This is a genomic window from Myxacorys chilensis, assembly GCF_059505265.1.
Genome location: NZ_JCACKG010000211.1, coordinates 16,983 through 35,523, shown reverse-complemented (window position 1 = coordinate 35,523; position 18,541 = coordinate 16,983). Strand labels below are relative to the sequence as shown.

Sequence of the window (18,541 nt, the reverse complement as noted above, 5' to 3'; positions counted from 1 at the left end):
GTCTTTCTCAACATAAGTGGGGGCGGAGTCCATAATTTCGGTACTGTAAATAATCGTGCAAAATGAGATCGTGGTCAAAGCACAGGTTTTTCGGAATCTCCCAAATATTGATTACTTTGACATCTTTGGCGTCATCACCCGCTTTCGGTTCGCCTGTTGCGGTCGCGATGTACACCATACTGATCGTGTGGTGACGCTGATCGCGGGCAGGGTCAGAATACACTTGCAGCAAGTCAACTAACCGAATCTCTAACCCGATTTCTTCCATCGCTTCCCGCCGAGCCGTCTCTTCGGCTGGTTCGCCATAATCCATAAATCCGCCGGGAATGGCCCAGCCATAAGGCGGATTGTGTCGTTCAATCAAAATGATCGGGCGCTCTGGACGATCAATCATTTCGATAATGATATCGACCGCCGGAAACGGGTTTTTGTGATCCACAGATTTTCGCTCGTTGCAACGTTTCTAGAATAGTTGAAATCAGAATTTTGGGAGACTCAGATTTTGCCTGACGGAGAGATTCTAAACTACCTCATCGCTTCGATGGTAACGAGCCCGCCTTCAATAGCTTCAATCTGAAGCTTAAATCCATACAACAAACTCATTCCTACAAGTGGATCTGCATCTGATGCTGCTACGTCCACAACTTGGATTTGACCGTCCCAAATTACGGTTGCGCGGTACATCTCGAAGATAACTTCACTGCCGTCACCCAATGTCCCAACGTCACGAAATATCCACGGTAAGCTAAGAGACTCGATGATCGAGAAGGGAAGAGATAGAAAACCTGTGAAGCCTGTGTCAATCACTGCCTCAATCATTTGCTTAGAAGCATTACTATGACCAACCGCAACCTGGATCATGGCTTCACAACTCTGACTCACAAAGCCTTGCATCATACCGATTGCTTCAGGCTCCGGGAACCAAACCGATAGACTGCACGATGTCCAATCCGAATCACCCAAGGTTGAGCATCGGGGTATCGTTCATAGAGGCGATCGACTGCGACGATCGTGTTGTCTGCCACTTCAAAGGCTCCGGTTTCAATGTCGATCGCAACGATTCTGCCATAATTGCCTTCCTCGACTTGGGAACGCACCTGAGATTGGTAGATCTCATCGCCACGTCGAGCAAATTCCTCTTTGCTGTAGCGGGGTTGGCGAACTGCCATGGGTTGACCTTGTTTCAATGGTTGCCCTTTCATTTTAATCTAGGCGATCTCTTGGAGATAACTGCTTCAGCAGGTTGCTCTCAAGATCTAAGCTTCAACCACGATCGCACCTTAAATCAGAGCATAATCGCTTCACTGAACTAAGGACGCGGCATAACGGTTCGCTTCACCCGCCGCTAGTAATCTTCCGTTCTCAAGCAATCGACTCGATACAGTCGCGATGCAAGCGGATTGTTAGCTGCGCTCTGCCCATACTGTAGCAAAACGTTCAGCCGTCCATCCTACCAAGTCTGATACTTGACCATTCCCAATTTCTACAACTCGTTTGCAGCCATCTCTGCGCTCCACCACATCCACTGCAAAGAACTGACTGTTAATGCGTTTAGCGCACTCTTCAACAATTGCTGGAACTTCCTCATCTGGCAATGCAGCGAATGGCTTGCCGTACACCACAAAGTAACGTCTCTCTGTCTCAGCAATGAAGTCTTCCACTTGCCGCACACAGAGACCACCCTCAATAGTGCCTCTAAACTTTTGCATTTCAGCCACAACGGTTCTAATCGCTGACGGTTCATCAATTATCGACCCCACCGATGTTTTGAGAGACTTCACGTAATCTTTGATAAAGAACCTGCTCCACCCCAACTCACGTAATCCGTGCTCTAGATCATCATCGATCGAAAAGAAGCGCGTTTCTGGCGTTGAATCACGAATCAGTGGATACCAATTCGGTAAGTAATGTGTTGCCAAATATGCATCATCAGAAATTAAAACGTCTGCACCAGCATCTTTTACAACATTAACTAAGCAGGAATAATCATCAGGAGTGATCATCCAGCCCCGATAAATTAGCGTTTCCCCTTGTTCTGGAGTGGGGAAAATTTTGGCTGATCCCGAAGCCAAAACTTCCAAAGAGATAATGGATACTTTAAATCCTACATTTCGCAGACAATCAAGCTGCTCTGAATATGCTTCATCTACCTTCTTAGGATTGAAGTAGTCACTGGGAAAAAGAAATCTCACAAGATCACCTACCAAACTGCTTCGCTCACTAGAATGCCCCATCTAAAACGTACAGCTCTTGTATTTAGACGGATATAGCCCGCCTCATTCTGTGTATCCCCTCTGAAGTTGGAATCTTGAATAGACAGAGATGCTATATAGCACCCCAAATTAGAACATTGTTCAGATTGCATATCTTTCATATCCCTCCAAACTAGAGGATTAGACAGGCAGTTCTCCGCATAATATCCTCAAAGATTAAAGAGCATCCTTATCTCTTCAAAAAATATCTCTTCAGAAGATCATTGTGTTCGCTAAATTATTGACTTCTTTCTTCTAGCCGATTTTCCCTTCCACATCCCGTGCTAGAGTTCACGCATCTTTACTACTCTCTTCTTTATCTATGCATTTCCCTCGTTCTAGTGGTGTTCTGCTCCACCCCACCTCACTTCCCGGTCGATTTGGAGTCGGTGATTTAGGCTCTGAAGCCCATCGATTTATCGATTTTCTGGTGCAGAGTGGGCAGCAATGGTGGCAAGTGTTGCCGCTAGGCCCGACCGGATACGGAGATTCGCCCTACGCCTGTTACTCTTCATTGGCAGGACACCCGTTGCTCATTAACTTGGAGCGGCTCCAAGAACGCGGACTGCTAGACGATGGAGATTTTGCAAATGTGCCAGAGTTCCACCCCGATCGCGCCGACTACGATCGCGCGTATGATTTCAAAATGCCGCTCCTCAGAAAAGCGTGCGAGGCGTTTAAGGCTCATGCTTCTGACTCAGAAAAGGAAGCATTCCAGCAGTTCTGTGAAAAGAAAGCGTTTTGGCTCGATGATTATGCCTTGTTTATGGCGATTAAAAGTGAGCAGAAAAGCGCCAGTTGGCACAAATGGGAACCAGAACTGGCAAAGCGTGATCCAGAAGCACTAGAGCAATGTCGCCATCGCCTCAGTGACGAAATTTTTTACCAGAAATATCTTCAGTTCGAGTTTTTCTGGCAGTGGGCAGACATTAAGCGTCACACCAACGATCGCGGCATTTCAATCATTGGTGACATTCCGATCTATGTCGCTCACGACAGCGCTGATGTGTGGGCAAATCCTGAAAACTTTAAACTCGACCTAGAAACGGGCGAACCGGAACTGATGGCAGGCGTCCCGCCAGATTATTTCAGCGAAACGGGACAACTGTGGGGCAATCCGGTGTACGACTGGGATTACCTCAAACAATCAAACTTCAAATGGTGGATTCAGCGCTTTGAAGCCATGCTCGATTTGGTGAACTACATTCGCATTGACCATTTCCGGGGGTTTGAAGCATACTGGGCAGTGCCTCACGGGGAAGAAACGGCAATCAATGGCGAGTGGATCGAGGCTCCGGGCAAAGAGTTTTTTGAAGCCTTGAGACAGGATCTCGGAAACTTGCCAATTCTGGCCGAAGACTTAGGCACAATCACACCAGAGGTTGAAGAACTGCGAGACATGTTTGGCTTTCCAGGCATGAAGATTTTGCACTTTGCCTTTGGTTCAGATCCAGCCAATCCCTATTTGCCGTTCAACTATCCAACCAATTGCATGGTTTACACGGGAACCCACGACAACAACACGACGATCGGTTGGTACGAATCGCTCTCTGAACACGAAAAAACCAATCTGATGGATTACGTAGGCTGCATTAGCTCAGACGGCATTCATTGGGACATGATTCGGCTGGCATTAAGCTCTGTGGCGGCGCTCTGCGTTTTGCCCATGCAAGATCTCATGGGCTTAGGCGCAGAGGCACGCATGAATGTTCCAAGCCAGGCGAAAGGCAATTGGGCATGGCGCTATCGACCGGAGATGCTGAACAATAACATCCGCGATCGCTTAAGCACGCTCACCCGCATCTTCGGACGCGCCCCCGAACACTGGAAGTAATTAGCGGACGTTCAACAGTTTGTGGGTTTGCAGACTGATGCGCCATTCGGGATGCTGCAACACGTAGTCAAAAATTAGCGGCGTGGTTTGACTGCTCCACTCGGCTTGGAGATAGCGCAGTGCAGTCGAGGGAACCTGCCTCGACTGCTCCTCTGCCCACTCAAAATCGTCTGCCGTCGCAATCACAATCTTTAGTTCGTCCGCCTCAGCATAAGCGCTTTTATGAGGCGGCTTGAAGGGCTTGGGAGAAAGCGTCACCCAGTCAAAGGTTCCGCTGAAGGGATGTGCGCCAGAGGTTTCGACGTGAACGCGCAAACCTTGAGCGTGAAGGGATTCTGTCAGCGGGGCGAGGTTGTGCATGAGCGGCTCGCCTCCTGTAATCACCACGATCGCAGGGTTGACTGCTTTCGCAGCGGCGGTGAGATCTACGATCGCCATTGTTGGATGCCGTTTTGGATTCCAAGAGTGCTTGGTGTCGCAAAACCAACAGCCCACATCACAACCACCCAAGCGGATAAAGAAGGCATTTGTGCCCGTCCAAGCCCCTTCTCCTTGCACAGAATGAAACGTTTCAACGATCGGAAGTTCTGGAGGGATGAGAGCAGGCACCTCTCGGATCGGGGATGGGTTAATCATCTTCATACTCCGCCCAAGAATTAGGATTCTCCGACACAGACACCTTTAGCTTCACGCCATCCGGCAGCATCTTCTTCGTCTTGTCGTGAATGTATTGAGCGATCATCTCTGCGGTCGTTTCATACCCTTCTGGCAATACTTCATTCAACACACAATGATCTAAACCGCCCTTAAATACATCTTTTTTCGCCCATTTCAACGTTCTGAAATCTGCCACCATAACAGGATGCGGGCAGAATTCGGAGGTGTGAAGTTGAGCAGCGATCGCAGAAATTCGCACGGTGTAGGTATGCCCGTGCATCCGTCCACAAGGGCCGTCATAATCGCGAATCTGATGAGCCGCATTAAACGTAAATTCGGTTGTCACAGTCCATTTCGGCATAAGACAAATTTCAGTAACAAATTGAAGGGCAGGCTCCGTGCTATGTTGAATGCCAATTATCACAGAATGCGGAGTTCCATTCTAAAAGGTAAAAGGCAAAGATATGGAAACAAATACAGATGCAGACTCGCTCAAGCGAGTTTTTGGACTGCGGACGCTGGTGATCTACGGAGTAGGCGACATTCTGGGGGCTGGAATTTATGCTGTCATTGGGAAAATTGCGGGGCTTTCCGGGGCTTTAGTTTGGGCTTCGTTTTTGACTGCAATGGTCGTGGCCGCGTTCACGGCGTTAAGCTATGCCGAGCTTGGCAGCCGCTTTCCTGAGAGTGGAGGAGTTGCAACTTTCGTGCATCGAGCCTTTCGCACCAATTGGCTCTCGCTCCTCGTCGGTTGGCTGATGTTTTGCACCTGTCTCGTTTCGATGGCGACGCTTTCTAGGGCGTTTGCAGGCTATTTGAATGCCTTTATTCCCGCGCTTCCAGTCTGGTTGATTGTAATTACGCTGTTTGCTGCATTGGCGTTTGTCAACTTTAGAGGAATGGAGGAGTCTTCAGCGCTCAATATTGTTTGCACAACGGTTGAAGTTTCCGGTTTGCTCATTGTGATTTTGGTTTCGGCTTTGTTTTTAATCGACGGAGGTGGAACGGCAGCAGCGTCTAGCTTAGCGACTTCTCCACCCGTAGGTTGGACATCGGTGGCTCAAGGAGCGGCGCTTGCCTTTTACGCCTTCATCGGATTTGAGGACATTGTCAATGTTGCAGAAGAAGTGAAAAACCCTGAACGCAATGTTCCGAGAGCGATCGTGATGTCGTTGGGCATTGCTGGGGTCATGTATGTCTTGGTTTCTTGGCTGGCAACTCAGGTGCTTACTCCCGCAGAATTGGGAGCTTCAGCCGCTCCGCTGTTGGATGTTGTGCGGCGATCGCAGCCCAATTTTCCTCAGGTTATTTTTACGTTAATTGCCTTATTTGCCGTGATGAATACGGCATTGCTAAACTTTGTTACCGCATCGCGATTGATGTATGGCATGTCTCGCGATGGGTTAATTCCAGCTTGGCTAGGCAAGTTGCATCCGCGTCGAGCCACTCCGTATCGGACGCTGCTGGTGATTCTGCCAATCGTGATTGTTCTGGCGCTATCTGGAACGCTGCAATTCTTAGCTGGAACCACCGCAACGCTGATTTTGTTGATGTTTTGTTTAGTCAATCTCTCACTGTTAATTCTGAAACGACGAGAACCGCGAAATAGCGGGTTTCATGTTCCTATCGTGATTCCTGCGATCGCGCTGTTGTGTAATCTGATTCTGATTGCGTTTGCGTCTCAAGCCAGTTACGTCTTGGCAGCCGCATTTATTGGAATTGGATTGGTTCTGATTCTGATTCAGAGAGGGTTGACTAGGGGACGGATGCCCAGTGCTTAGAGCCACTACCATCCCCAAGAGCCGGGTTCACCTTTAAAGGGGCCGACCACATCACTTGTGACCCAGCCACCGTAAAAGTTTCCCGGCTGCGGCGTGACTTTCTCCTCGTTGACATAACAGATATCCATCGCCGCCGCGTAGAACGCTACGTAGTTTTTAATCGCCACAAAGTTTGGAGTCGGATCAGAATAGTACCAAGCCACATCGATCGCTTCTTTGTCGCCGACTTTGACCGTGTAATAGCTTCCGTTTCCCTTCCATTCGCAGAAGGTCTGGCGAGAGGATGGGATCAAGTATTCCTGTTTAATGTCCTCCAGCGGCAGGTAGTAGGTCGGCGGATGGCTGGTTTCTAGTACGCGAAAGGCTTTTTGGGTATCTGCGATCGTCACCCCATTAAACACAATCTGAATGCGTTTATCGGTCGATTCCAACCGAGGCGGACGGGGGTAATCCCAAACGGATTCTTGACCTGATTCTGGAGCAATAGGTTTTGGTCGAAACATTGCATGTCACTAAAGGGCTTCAGTCTCTAGTGTAGAAAATTTAAGCGAACGATTCGATTTGAGGGGTGAAATTCTCATTGATAGTGAGAGTCAATCCGTTGTTAAGAATAGATTTGTTTATAGCGATTAGCATTGCCAAGTTCTAAAGGGGTTCGCTGCCCGAAGTCCTTCGCGATCGCTCGTTACTCGGTAATGCCGTAGCGTAAGTTGGTATAGCTCAAGCATTCCTTAGTAATGCCGTAACGCAAGTCGGTATTGCCCAAGCATTCCTTAGTAATGCCGTAACACAAGTCGATGTAGACATAGCGTAAGTCGATGTAGACATAGTGTAAAGTCGGTATTGCCCAAGCGTTCCTTAGTAATGCTGTAGCGCAAGTCGATGTAGACGTAGTGTAAGTCGATGTAACCGAAGCATTCCTTAATTAAGCAATTGGAACGGTAGAAAAATGCTCTTGGTGGATGCGATTGGCTTTGCCAAGCTCCAAACGATTGCGCACTGAATACTTAGTTTTACAGGACAGGCTTTTACCAATCTTTTATCAATTAAGAAGTCAACATCTGAGTATGAAGGGACTCAACATCAACTTTGGTTCAGGGATTGATAGTAAAGTTTTACCGAGGGGATAAGAGTGCTCTTTAAATCTTTAGAGTTATTGTATGAGCAGTTCATTGTATAATATGCTACATGATGATGCTGTACAAATCCCTGTCTGTCTAATCCTAATATTTGGGAAAGATAGACAGATACTCAATATAGGTAATGTTCTAACTTGGGGTGTTAGACAGATATCTGTCTAGCTATGATTCCAATTCAGAGGAGATAGACAAATGAGGCGGACTAGCTCCGTCCAAATGCAAGTTGGACGGCATATTTTCCTTAGGGTTTTAGCATGAGTGGTTATCTCATTTATCATCCGGCTCGTGCTGTATCAGAGTTTGATACTGCTGCTGTCTACCATGACCATATTGGTGGCAATCAAGATCCGTACGTTTGGAACAAACAATTTCTGCATACGTATTGTCACATTACGCAAATGAAGCCTAATGTTGGCCATATAAACTTTTGGGTAAGTGGCGATTCCTTCCCAGATTTCTCTCATCTCTATTGTGATCTTGTATTTGTTGTTGCAGAGAAATTGTATTGGGAAAGCGCCAATACTATTGATTGCAATGAAACTATTGTTGATACTGCTGAGGCATACAATGATCATTACCGTTGGTCGCACCAGCATTATTTCAAACGCCTCCGTAGATATACTCTCAAAGCAGATCCAAAGCGCAGTTTTCAGCCGCAAGATCGTGAGATGAAGTTAATTGATATTCTTCCCTTTTTGCTCGAGCAGGGAATGACTAGTGATGATGTGCATCAAGGTCTGCGTTCAGGTTTCGCCTCCAAGCCATTACAATTGAAGCCTCTTCTTTCATCCAATCTTTACAATTGGTTTGAACAGCATGCTCCAATCAAGCTAGATGGAGTGCAATTACAAAGTCTTCGGAAAAACAATCCGCATCTTGCCAGTTTGTGAGTTCTACTTCGTTGCTTCGCTAATTAACACTTGATTGGCTTGAATTTCGACTGCTAAAGCGATCGCATGGAAATGTCTCAAATCCACTTATCGCCCTATTCCCATTCAACGCGTTTCTCCATTTGGAGAAGAGAAACGTCTTCAATCGCTACAGACTGTTGGCTTCACTCAAGACCAACTGCGTTTTGTACTTGATCCACTAGCAGAATATCTTGGAACTTCTAGAGATTGTAGATACAACCAATGCTTGAAGAGTAAAGTGCGATCGCTAGATTCACAGTTTGAAATCTGATTTCGCGATCGCATTCTATGCCTCAATGTCTTGAGAGAGGAAAATTAATTCAGTGCAAATCGTTCATTCCCGATTCAGAGATGGTGAGGCAAAACAGGAACGTCGTTGCTGCAATGGAGAAGATACAGAATGCCCAGAACCCAAATTGGCAATATTGGCATGTATTACGAGGTTCACGGCAGCGGTGAACCTGTAGTTTTAATTCACGGTTTGAGCATGGATAGCAGCACATGGTTCAACCAAGTTTCTGCTCTCTCGCAGAAATATCAAGTCATCGTGTTCGATAATCGCGGTGTTGGGCAAACTGATGCTCCTCATGAGACTTACTCAACCGAGATGATGGCGAATGACGTTGCCGCTTTGTTGAAGTTTTTGAATGTAGATAACGCTCATATTTTGGGCTTCTCAATGGGTGGCATGATTGCCCAGACCCTAACGCTGAAATATCCTGAGTTAGTGAAAAGCCTGCTACTAACCGCAACAGCCGCCCAATTTCCTGCAAGAGCAAAACATTTAGTTCAAATCTGGCTGAGAATGCTCAACGAAAATGTGTCTCTAGAAACCTCTGTCAGAGACAGCTTTTTGTGGGTTTACACCAATGAGTTTTTTGAACATGACGAAACGGTAACAGCTTCAGTCAATCTTGCGCTCAATCATCCTCATCCACTGTCCCCTCAAGGTTTTGCTGGACAAGTTGCTGCGCTAATGCAACATGACACGCGATCGGGTATCAATCAAATCTCAGTTCCGACTCTGGTGTTGATTGGTAGAGATGAGATCTTCATTCCTTTAGAGTTTTCAGAAGAACTTGCTGCCAAGATTCCAAAAGCAGAGTTAGTAATATTAGAGCGTGGCGGACATAATTGTTGGATGGAATTTCCTGAGCAGTTCAATCAAGCTGTGATGCAGTTTTTAGAAGGGGTAACATCGATGTGAGGAGCGACAAAGATACAGTCGTTCTAGCAGTAGAACAACCGCGCTGCACCAGAACATAGCCCGGCGAGTGCGATCGTGATGCCGCTCGTTTCCTGTTGGGACACAACCGACAACCTATTTGCTCGGATTCAAAGCTATGGTGGCGTGAGGTTATTGGTGGAAGACAGATTGAGGCTGGAAGCATCAGCAGCACTTTACAATAGATAGAGAATTGTTGGGAAAGGGCTGATGACATTGCAAGAATTACAAAACCAGGCATTACAGTTGTCTATTAGCGATCGCTGGCGTTTGGTGCAGTCATTATTGAGTTCAATTCAACAAGAAACGCGATTGTCTAATCCTCCAATCCCAAACGTGAATTCTTTTGCTGGTCTTGATCCCTAATCTCTCATGCAAAAGAAGTTTTGAACGTTATAAAAGAAGCCGCAGCAAAGAGCTAATTCTATCGCCCTGTTGAACTAAGTGATTGAAGCAACGAAAACGCGCTGCAAGCTCCGCAGGATTTCTAGACACGATTAGCGATCGCAAATCGTTCTATTCCCGCCAAATCTTGATGAACACCAATCCGTTTATAACTGCCTTCCGCCTTCAGTAACTCGATCACCGCATCGGCTTGTCCTGACATCAGTTCAGTCATCCAGATGCCGTTGGGCTTGAGAAAATCGGGCGCGATCGCCACAAGTTGCCGAATGCAGTCCAAGCCATCGACCCCGCCATCAAGCGCGGCGTGAGGTTCATGCAGTCGAACTTCGGGCTGTAGCTCTAAGATCATCTCGCTGGGAATGTAGGGCGGGTTAGACACAACAGCACTGAGTTGCCCTTTGAGATGGTCTAACGGCTCAAACCAAGAACCTTGATAAAACTGGATTCGCTCAATCACCCCAACATTGGCCGCATTAGTTTTTGCGATCGCCAACGCATCCGAACTTTGATCAACCGCATGAATCGTGGCATTAGGAAAAGCAAGCGCCAGTCCAATGGCGATCGCGCCGCTTCCGGTTCCTAAATCAACCCAATGTCCCTTTTGGTGATCTTGTTTCGCACGTGCGATCGCCAAATCAATCAATAATTCTGTTTCTGGACGGGGAATCAAAACCGCAGGCGAAACCTGCAAAGAAATATCGCGCCACGGCGTAACCCCCGCAAGGTATTGCACCGGAATCTGATCGCGAATCCGCTTTTGCCAAAGCTGCTCCAATTCATCCAACGACACAGAGAGCGTCACCTCGTCTTGCGTCTTAAACGATTCCAACCGAAGGGAAAGCCGATCAACTCCTGCAAATTCCTGCAACAGCCAATCGACTTCATCGGGGGAAATCGAGGCAGCACGAGCCGAAGCTTTTGCCTGCTGTCGCCACTGCCAAAGATCCGCACCTAAAACCATAAAACCTTCGTCACTCGTTACTTTTTCGCAGGGGCGGGTCGCGCCTGTTGGGGAGCGGCTCCTTTAGCAGGTTGCTGCGATCGCACAAATTCGAGCGACTCTTTCGACGGAATCAGCACCACTTTATCAAGTTGAGGATCATTTTCCTTCTTCAGCGCTTCCATCACTCCTTCGAGCGGAAACACTTGAATATCAACGGTTGAAGCAACGTTAGGCTGCTGTTTCTTAAAATTCTCTAATAGTGGAGATAAATCTTCTTTATTAAAGAACATCGGAATCACAGATCTGTCGCCTTGCTGAATGGTCAAGAATCCCTTTTCTTTACCAGCCCGCGCCACAAACAACGGCGTTCCATTGAACTGGTTGACCTTCTGACCCGATTGCTTCAACAACGCCAACGCCGACTCGACCTGCTGCTTAGTTGGCACATAGGCAAAGTCCAGCTTGTCTTTCTTACCCTGATTGGCTTGATTGAGTTGATACACTTCAGCTAAGGAAACTGGAACGACCTTCACCTCTTTAGCAAGACTCGGATTCTTAGATTGCAGCGCTTGCAAGAACGCTTGAGCATCACGCTGACTAATGAAAACGCCTGCCACCGCGCCCTGCTGACCTTTGGGCGGCGTTGCGACTAAAGGAGCACCCTGACCGTTTGCGATCGTAAACACTGGTACAGGCCGCAACTTTTGCGCCACTTGTTCAGGAGTCAAAGCAAGGGCACGGAACCCACCCGCTACCAATGACCCTACCAGCGTGCTGCCAACCAAGGTAACGGTTGTACCCCAACGAACCAATGATTTCATGATTACTCCTGGCTAAAAAATACACGTTTCGAGCAATTTAGTTGCGTTAGCTGTCCCATCGCTGTTTCAAAATCGAAGCACCGTACTTTGGCTAAACCCTTTCTTGGCTAACCTTTTTCAATACCTGCTGCTCAAATAGGTAAACCGATGCAGACGATAAACAACTGAAACAACGCCCATTCTATATTGAAAACTTCGGATCACTATCAAAGATAAGATTGACCAACCGGAAAGTGATAAAAGGGTTCAACTCTGAATGAATGACAGAATCAACGCTCCACAGGTTCCGGGTTGAACGAAGATTCAACGATAGAGATTCCCATTCTATCCCTCATGAGGGATGGATAGGACTTGGAAATAGTACCACCGATCCGTTCGCTTTAGCTGTTCAATACTGTTCGTGCTTACCTATCAAGCACAGCAGAATGATTGACAGCAAACGCCGTATACCAAGCTACAAACAGCACTCACCAAACCAAGCAATATCGAATCAAGATGATAGGATTCGCTGTTTCTGGCTCTGGTTGTTAGCACCAGCAAAAATAGCCGAAACCGAGAGATAACTTGCCAGGAACTATACAATTTCGGTGAGTTTGCGGGGCGGAAGACTGTTCTTCAGCCGTACATTGAGTTCACGAAGAGGCGATCGCAATTGACTCAAAGACGAGGGAACACTGTTGGGGTGTCCAAGAATGACCGTTGAGTTATTCATCCTAGGGTGGGATACGTTGCAACGGAGGTTTGTGAATGCACCTGATCGTAGTTATCAACGCCATCGTATGCGTGGTGGGATCCGTCCTTGGGCTACTGTTCGCCGGGGCCAGCATCATCAGCATCGCCAACATGACGGTTCCGTGGCGTGGGTGGCTCCTGGTGGCTGCACTCCTGGTTCCCGTTGCGTTTGTGGTGTCGGGGATTGGCGTGTGGCTGGCAGATGCACAAGGGGCTACCCAGGTTGCCATCGGGTTGGTGGCGTTGCCGTGGCTCTACGCTGTGGTCTTTGTCATCCTCATGCTTGCGTCCTTCTAGTGGTGACACTCCGATATGGTGGGGAAAACGCGGCATTTATAGATTTCGTACATCCAACAAAATTGGCCATATCTTACATGAGTGCCATAACTTTCCGGGAATACATCCTCTTAAAAAGCTATGAACCCACGGATCGATCGCAGGCCAACACCTACATTCAGTTGCCTTTCGGTTCAAGGCTGATTTAGGCGTGTTCCTATTTCAGATTTCCGAAACATATCGGGATGACAGGATTCGAACCTGCGGCATCCTGCTCCCAAAGCAGATGTACTAAACCTCTATGAATGGCGTTAAACTAGGACTGTAGAGAGTTTGAGCCGCTATCAGTAGAGGTGATAATCATCCTAAAGCGTCTCAAATCGTCCTTAACAAACCACAAAATTAGGGAAGATTTAGGGAAATGGTTGATTCGTTGCAGCAGATAAACGATCGCTTGAAAGCTGCGTGTAGTCCAGTTTCTGTCAATAAGCGAGGGAAAAGCCTTTATTTACGTGGCACATTCCCAAAGAAACCAGGGGATGGCATTGGACGTAAGCAGGCCGAAATAGCTTTGCATCTTAAAGCGAGTCAGGACGGACTGAAACGAGCAGAGAGAGAAGCATACAAGCTAGCTCAATCACTAGCTGATGGTTCGTTTGATTGGGCAACCTATCTCACGCCAGACCACGACCCTGAAGCCAAAACGATCGCACAATTAATTGAAGAATTCAAAACCGAATACTTTAAAAAGCCTTGCTCTCGTCGCAGTAAAAAAATTATCAAAGAAACGACTTGGCAAAACACCTGGGCTTGCACGTTTCGAAAACTACCACCAGACGAAACACTGAGCGAGGCTCTATTATTGGCGATCGTTATCAGCACGAAAGAAGATAGTCGCAACCGTGAGTTAACTTGCCAACGCTTACAAAAGCTCAGTGAATTTGCAGGACTGACAATCGATTTAGAGCCTTATATCGGGGAATATGAGCCTGAACCCCGTGATATCCCTGATGATGCGACGATTGTAGAATGGCGCGATAAAATTCCTAACCCTGCTTGGCAGTGGGCTTATGGGGCGATGGCTGCATTCGGCATTCGTCCACATGAGGTCTTTGCCTGTGAGCCGATCGACGCTGTAACTTTGAAGGTGCAAAACAACACAAAGACGGGATTTCGGATCACTCGTGCGATTCTGCCTGAATGGGCAGAGCAATGGAATCTAGTCGAAATGAATGCGCCACAGAGTACCCAGACAAACAATCGTTTACGAGGGCAACTGGTAAGCCATCAGTTCGGAAGCGATCGATATAATGTGCCGTTTGTTCCCTACGACTTGCGTCACGCATACGCTGTCAGGGCTTCAGTCGCTCACGGTTTACCCATCAGTACCGCTGCCGCAATGATGGGACACGGGAATGATGTTCACACCCGCGTCTATCACCGTTGGTTGAGCGATGCTGAAAACGAGAAAGTTTATCGATCGCTGATTCTGAAACAGAATTAAACTGCGCGAATCCCCCGAAAATGTCGCTGTAGAGCCTTTCTGCAATTCGGGACGTAATATTCCCAAGTCGGACGATCGCCCCGGCTCACGTTGCGAATTTCGCCTTTAGATTCACTGAAAGCCCCATTTAACCGCAATTTCTGAAGATGCCGCGCTGATTTGATGCCTTCTGGCTTAAGTGCGCTCGCTGCATCAGTCGGATTCATCCAGCCATCCGCGATCGCTGGATGTCCGTCCAATTGCGCTCGGAGCGCTCGTACTTCTGCCATTAGCTTTTGTTGATCGAGATACATTTGCGCGAGTAGCTTTTCAGAGTCAGATGTCATACTTGCAATTTGCCTTATATTCCGAATAAAGAGTTAATGCTTTCCCTGCTAGGTGCAGCAATTTTGCTGATCCGGGTCTGCGAGCGATTGTGTCGATTAGCCGATGGCAACGCAGGCGTAGTTCGTCCGGCCTCACGCGGTCTCCCTCAAAAGCGGTGGACATGCTCGATTAACCTCACTTGTAGCGACGGTTTCAGCAGTTTGGCTCGTTGCGCTGCTGTGTTCGGATTGTTGCCAATCCTGCGAGTTTGGTTGGGCTTTCGGCTCCGGTTCCTCGGTTGATAAATCCATCGGGCAAATTTCAGCTAACCGCCTGCGTGCTGCTTCAAGCGCCTTCTGGCGATATTCCCACGCCTCGGATTGCTGCTCTGGTGGTACGTTCGAAATCGCAACTTGATAAATCCGCTCACGATCGTTCCTCGCTCCGGTGCGCTTGATTGACTTCAATTCCAGATTGAGCTTGCCTAGCAGTTTCGAGCAAATATCGATCGGAGTATGACGCTTGCGCCCTTTGTCATCGATGTATTCTTCCAACACCGTCAAGCCCAGCCAGTAGCGGATCTCTTTTGCAAATTGCAGCGCACGCCCTTGGACGGCGAGGCATCGAGGATCTGAATTGCTCAACTCAACTCCTCGATCTGCCAGTTCTAAAATTCCTAGCTTATTAAGCAGCAAAGACTTAACGTGATTTCTGGGTAGACGGTGCGAGAGTCCTAACGAATTCGCAAACACTTTTTGGGCAGATTCGCGATCTAGTTCTTTTGCCGCCGCTAGATTTTCAGTCGTCGCCTGCAACTGAACACCGCGTCGCATTGCGCCTCTATCCCGCGTCACAATCCAGTAACACTCTTCATCGTCGTCGAAATTAATGTCGGGGAAGTGCGATCTCCAAATCGTTTTCTCAGCCTTGATTTCGTCTTCTAGGCTGCACTCGTTATTGAGAGTTTTGTAGGCTGCTTCGAGCGTTTCGCAGACTTCAGACACCGCCATTCTGTGAGCATCTTCACGCCAAATCTCTTCACGAGCCGATTTAAGCGCCTCTGCCTCGTTAGAATCAGTGCCCCACTCAACCCCCTCAATCTCGTGCCCTTCTCGTTCTAGCTCATAGCCCAGCGACTCACGAGCGATCGCTTTCTGGCATGAGCGCAATGCAGCAGAGCGGGAATAGTATTCAAGCGCTGCCAGCTTGATCGAGTCGTTGTACTCGTCATTTTCGCTCGATACCGCCTCAGCCTCATAAACGCCTGTCAGCGCCTTGTGATTGAGTTCTAGCCGCCGTCGCACTGCAACTGGACTCGTAAAGGTTTCGTCTCCGATCGTGTTAATAAATTCAGGCACGCAGATATAACGAGGCACATTCGGACGATACCGTCCTAACAGTTGCAGGTGTGTATCGCTGTCGTGACAAACAAAGTAACCATAAACCGCCGCGAATCCTTCCCATTCGATCGAGACGCCCGTTTTCGCACTGGGAGAGAGGATTAGGAAGTCTGGCTGATTGATTTCCAGCCAACTGAGCGGGTCATTGAAGAAGTCTGCAAACTGCCCTTGACGGTTTGTTTTCGAGTCAATTCGGACAATCTTTTTGCCAGGAAACTCTTTCAGCAATCGCCGCTCGACTAAACGGGCGTTTACTTGTGAATCAGTCATCCACAAGAACCGCCGCGCTGCTCGATCAATGAATCCTGATTCAGAAACCGCATCCAGCAAAAACTGATTCAGAAATCCCGACAACCGACCAGAGCCAATCTGCACTTGCCACGGATTATTAGTGCGCTCGTGTTTGAAATAGCGGACGGTTTCGCACTCTGAAAGCTTCTTAATTAGCTCAAGCGAGTGATCGTAAACCTCGGCTTCGGCAATGACGATCGCGCCCGTTTGTCCGGCAAGAAAGCAAATAGCCGTGAATCGCTCTAAGATTTCAGATTGACGATCGCCTAAAGTTTGTCCGTTAACGGTGTGATCGCAAAATTGATTCACCTCGTCGAGCACGAGCATCAACGGACGATCTCCTGCCCAAAACCATTTGGGAATTTTGCGTAGCGAGTCAATGCAGAGCACCGCGCCGTGCTTTTGATTGATTTCCGTTAGAAAATAACCAAGCTGTTGCTCTGCGTAATTGTGAATGTGCGGCAGCCCGAAGTCCTTTGCCGTTTGCTGCCCTAACGAATTCAGCATCGATAACACAAGCACATTGCCACCATCATCAATCCATTGTCGAACCAGATCGGCACCGATCCGAACGGTTTTACCACTCCCCATATTTGCGGCTAGAACGGTGATTGAACCTTGCTGGATACCAGACGGTAATTTGGGCATATACCCGTCCTCAGTCGCTCTTTCCGGTACAACCGACAGCGCTTTGAGCCGTTTGATTTGGCCCAACAGTTGTGCGGTTCTGCCGGACTTTTTAAACTCTGTCAACGTTAATGCCGCTGCGATCGTGTGGTCTAACCACTCCTGACCCGCCTCACCTTGGGTAAAAACCGCGTCGTCGATTCCCTTCCCGACTCTCGAATCCCAAAGCATGACCCAGAGCTTGCAGCCGTGATTTTGTAGCTCGGCCCCCAGCTTATGAATTTCCCGCGAGACATTCGCAATCGTCTTCGGTTTTTCGTCTTGGTCAAAGCAAATATAAGTTTGCCGTCCCTGGGTGGCAAATTCTTTAAGAACGGTGTGTAGCTCGATTGTGCCTTTCAGGTGCCAACAACTAACCCCACGAAGCGCGATCGCAACATAACCATGAGTCAGCAAACAGAGCGCTTTTTTCAATCCCTCTGTCAGGACGATCGGCAGATGGCAGCGTTTGACGCACTGCCAAAACGTCTCACCTTCAAGCGGGACTACGCTGTGCTTCTGGTAAATTGTTTGTGCCGTAGCATCATCGACCCAAGGCAGAATCGGTAGTGCTTCACACTTTGCAGGGGTTTCGTATTTGATCGGTTTGCGCTTCTCGAAGTCGATTCGAGGGTTGCGAGGTTTTAAGTAAGCAACGTCTCCGGTTCCACCGTCGATCGTGGTTCCGTAGGCACTCCATCCGCCCATTGCTGCAAACTCGTAGCGCTTCAGAATCGCTTGTGCTGGCTTAGTGGTGTAGCTGGTGACGTTCTGTGCCTGGGCGGTCGCGTGCTCAGCTAGCGCTTGAACGGCTTGATCTCCTTCGATGACTAAAATATTGCAGGTGATTAATTCTGGGCTGATTGCACTTGATTTGAGATCAGCAATTGCCCATTGATTGAGGTCAATAGCCGATTGGTTAGATGCAACTGGGCGTTGTGCTTTGATTTGTGGCCCAAATCCGAACGAAGGGGAGTGGCTCATAGCGCCCCTCCGTCGATCGTTTGCTCGATCGCGCTCCAGATCGATGCAGAATCGCGATCTCTGCCGATTAGCTCGATCGCCGTGTACGCCTCATCTCTCGTCAACTGGATGCCTGCGAACCATGACCCATAACGGATGTAGTAGCGATTGTCTGCGAGTGCGATATTGTCAGGAACGCGATCGACAATCAAATCTGGCTTCGACCCGATCAAGAGTCCTAGCTGTTTGCTTTCTGTGTAGGCAGGCAGCAAGTTTGTAGCGCATTTGCTTGCAGGTGAAGGGGAGTGATTCATTAGAACTCACCTCTCTGCTTCCGAAGCTCAGCAATGCGATCGCTAAAGTCAATTTGCAAATCTTGGAGTCGGTTGATCTCCTGATTCCAAGTCCGCTTTGTTAGCTCTACAGATTGATAAT

19 protein-coding genes are annotated in these 18,541 nt (G+C 48.2%); 7 read left to right on the top strand and 12 right to left on the bottom strand.

Going from position 1 to position 18,541, the window contains the following annotated elements:
* Window positions 1–7: 7 nt before the first annotated feature.
* From AC5JLB_RS20870 to AC5JLB_RS20855, 4 genes are all read right to left on the bottom strand, one after another.
* Window positions 8–439 carry an NUDIX domain-containing protein gene (locus AC5JLB_RS20870; RefSeq protein WP_495875743.1) on the bottom strand — a complete coding sequence of 144 codons (432 nt, stop codon included), beginning with the start codon at window positions 437–439 and terminating at the stop codon, window positions 8–10.
* A gap of 86 nt (window positions 440–525) precedes the next feature.
* Window positions 526–897 carry a clan AA aspartic protease gene (locus AC5JLB_RS20865; RefSeq protein WP_495875742.1) on the bottom strand — a complete coding sequence of 124 codons (372 nt, stop codon included), beginning with the start codon at window positions 895–897 and terminating at the stop codon, window positions 526–528.
* Window positions 894–1,169: a hypothetical protein gene (locus tag AC5JLB_RS20860; protein WP_495875741.1), complete on the bottom strand. Its 276-nt coding sequence runs from the start codon at window positions 1,167–1,169 to the stop codon at window positions 894–896. Before AC5JLB_RS20860 ends, AC5JLB_RS20865 begins: the two co-directional genes overlap by 4 nt.
* 234 nt (window positions 1,170–1,403) lie before the next feature.
* Window positions 1,404–2,192, bottom strand: coding sequence for an ATP-grasp domain-containing protein (locus AC5JLB_RS20855; RefSeq protein WP_495875740.1), 789 nt, complete (start codon window positions 2,190–2,192; stop codon window positions 1,404–1,406).
* 382 nt (window positions 2,193–2,574) lie between these two features.
* On the opposite strand from AC5JLB_RS20855, the gene malQ reads away from it, so the two are divergent.
* Window positions 2,575–4,086 carry a 4-alpha-glucanotransferase gene (malQ, locus tag AC5JLB_RS20850; RefSeq protein WP_495875739.1) on the top strand — a complete coding sequence of 504 codons (1,512 nt, stop codon included), beginning with the start codon at window positions 2,575–2,577 and terminating at the stop codon, window positions 4,084–4,086.
* Here malQ and AC5JLB_RS20845 read toward each other — a convergent pair whose 3' ends face one another.
* Complete coding sequence (locus AC5JLB_RS20845; protein WP_495875738.1) at window positions 4,087–4,722, bottom strand: 7-carboxy-7-deazaguanine synthase QueE; 636 nt, start codon at window positions 4,720–4,722, stop codon at window positions 4,087–4,089.
* Window positions 4,715–5,104: a 6-pyruvoyl trahydropterin synthase family protein gene (locus tag AC5JLB_RS20840; protein WP_495875737.1), complete on the bottom strand. Its 390-nt coding sequence runs from the start codon at window positions 5,102–5,104 to the stop codon at window positions 4,715–4,717. Before AC5JLB_RS20840 ends, AC5JLB_RS20845 begins: the two co-directional genes overlap by 8 nt.
* A 103-nt stretch (window positions 5,105–5,207) precedes the next feature.
* Here AC5JLB_RS20840 and AC5JLB_RS20835 point away from each other — a divergent pair, with 103 nt between their 5' ends.
* Entirely contained in the window at window positions 5,208–6,524 is a 1,317-nt protein-coding gene (locus AC5JLB_RS20835; RefSeq protein WP_495875736.1) for an APC family permease, read from the top strand.
* Between the two features lie 5 nt (window positions 6,525–6,529).
* On the opposite strand, the gene AC5JLB_RS20830 is transcribed toward AC5JLB_RS20835, so the two are convergent.
* Window positions 6,530–7,027 (bottom strand): DUF427 domain-containing protein, encoded by a 498-nt coding sequence (locus tag AC5JLB_RS20830; RefSeq protein WP_495875735.1) that lies wholly within the window; start codon window positions 7,025–7,027, stop codon window positions 6,530–6,532.
* Between the two features lie 890 nt (window positions 7,028–7,917).
* Here AC5JLB_RS20830 and AC5JLB_RS20825 point away from each other — a divergent pair.
* The 3 genes from AC5JLB_RS20825 (at window position 7,918) to AC5JLB_RS20815 (ending at window position 10,165) form a co-directional block, all read left to right on the top strand.
* Window positions 7,918–8,553: a hypothetical protein gene (locus AC5JLB_RS20825; RefSeq protein ID WP_495875734.1), complete on the top strand. Its 636-nt coding sequence runs from the start codon at window positions 7,918–7,920 to the stop codon at window positions 8,551–8,553.
* A 421-nt stretch (window positions 8,554–8,974) separates the two neighbouring features.
* Window positions 8,975–9,781, top strand: a complete 807-nt coding sequence (locus tag AC5JLB_RS20820; RefSeq protein ID WP_495875733.1) for an alpha/beta fold hydrolase — start codon at window positions 8,975–8,977, stop codon at window positions 9,779–9,781.
* Window positions 9,782–10,009: 228 nt separating this feature from the next.
* Window positions 10,010–10,165 (top strand): hypothetical protein, encoded by a 156-nt coding sequence (locus tag AC5JLB_RS20815; protein ID WP_495875732.1) that lies wholly within the window; start codon window positions 10,010–10,012, stop codon window positions 10,163–10,165.
* 121 nt (window positions 10,166–10,286) lie between these two features.
* On the opposite strand, the gene prmC is transcribed toward AC5JLB_RS20815, so the two are convergent.
* Together prmC and AC5JLB_RS20805 are read right to left on the bottom strand one after the other, a co-directional pair.
* The gene (gene prmC / locus AC5JLB_RS20810) at window positions 10,287–11,165 is read right to left on the bottom strand and encodes a peptide chain release factor N(5)-glutamine methyltransferase (protein ID WP_495875731.1); all 879 of its coding nucleotides are present in this window, start codon (window positions 11,163–11,165) and stop codon (window positions 10,287–10,289) included.
* 17 nt (window positions 11,166–11,182) lie between these two features.
* Entirely contained in the window at window positions 11,183–11,968 is a 786-nt protein-coding gene (locus AC5JLB_RS20805) for a Tic22 family protein (RefSeq protein WP_495875730.1), read from the bottom strand.
* A gap of 843 nt (window positions 11,969–12,811) precedes the next feature.
* Here AC5JLB_RS20805 and AC5JLB_RS20800 point away from each other — a divergent pair.
* Complete coding sequence (locus AC5JLB_RS20800; RefSeq protein ID WP_495875729.1) at window positions 12,812–12,997, top strand: hypothetical protein; 186 nt, start codon at window positions 12,812–12,814, stop codon at window positions 12,995–12,997.
* 400 nt (window positions 12,998–13,397) lie between these two features.
* The gene (locus AC5JLB_RS20795) at window positions 13,398–14,480 is read left to right on the top strand and encodes a site-specific integrase (RefSeq protein ID WP_495875728.1); all 1,083 of its coding nucleotides are present in this window, start codon (window positions 13,398–13,400) and stop codon (window positions 14,478–14,480) included.
* On the opposite strand, the gene AC5JLB_RS20790 is transcribed toward AC5JLB_RS20795, so the two are convergent.
* The 3 genes from AC5JLB_RS20790 to AC5JLB_RS20780 all read right to left on the bottom strand — a co-directional run bounded on the left by AC5JLB_RS20790 (window position 14,477) and on the right by AC5JLB_RS20780 (window position 18,420).
* Window positions 14,477–14,806, bottom strand: a complete 330-nt coding sequence (locus AC5JLB_RS20790) for a hypothetical protein (RefSeq protein WP_495875727.1) — start codon at window positions 14,804–14,806, stop codon at window positions 14,477–14,479. The genes AC5JLB_RS20795 and AC5JLB_RS20790 overlap by 4 nt on opposite strands.
* A gap of 132 nt (window positions 14,807–14,938) precedes the next feature.
* Window positions 14,939–18,127 carry a DUF3854 domain-containing protein gene (locus tag AC5JLB_RS20785; RefSeq protein ID WP_495875726.1) on the bottom strand — a complete coding sequence of 1,063 codons (3,189 nt, stop codon included), beginning with the start codon at window positions 18,125–18,127 and terminating at the stop codon, window positions 14,939–14,941.
* The gene (locus tag AC5JLB_RS20780) at window positions 18,124–18,420 is read right to left on the bottom strand and encodes a hypothetical protein (RefSeq protein ID WP_495875725.1); all 297 of its coding nucleotides are present in this window, start codon (window positions 18,418–18,420) and stop codon (window positions 18,124–18,126) included. Before AC5JLB_RS20780 ends, AC5JLB_RS20785 begins: the two co-directional genes overlap by 4 nt.
* Window positions 18,421–18,541: the final 121 nt, after the last annotated feature.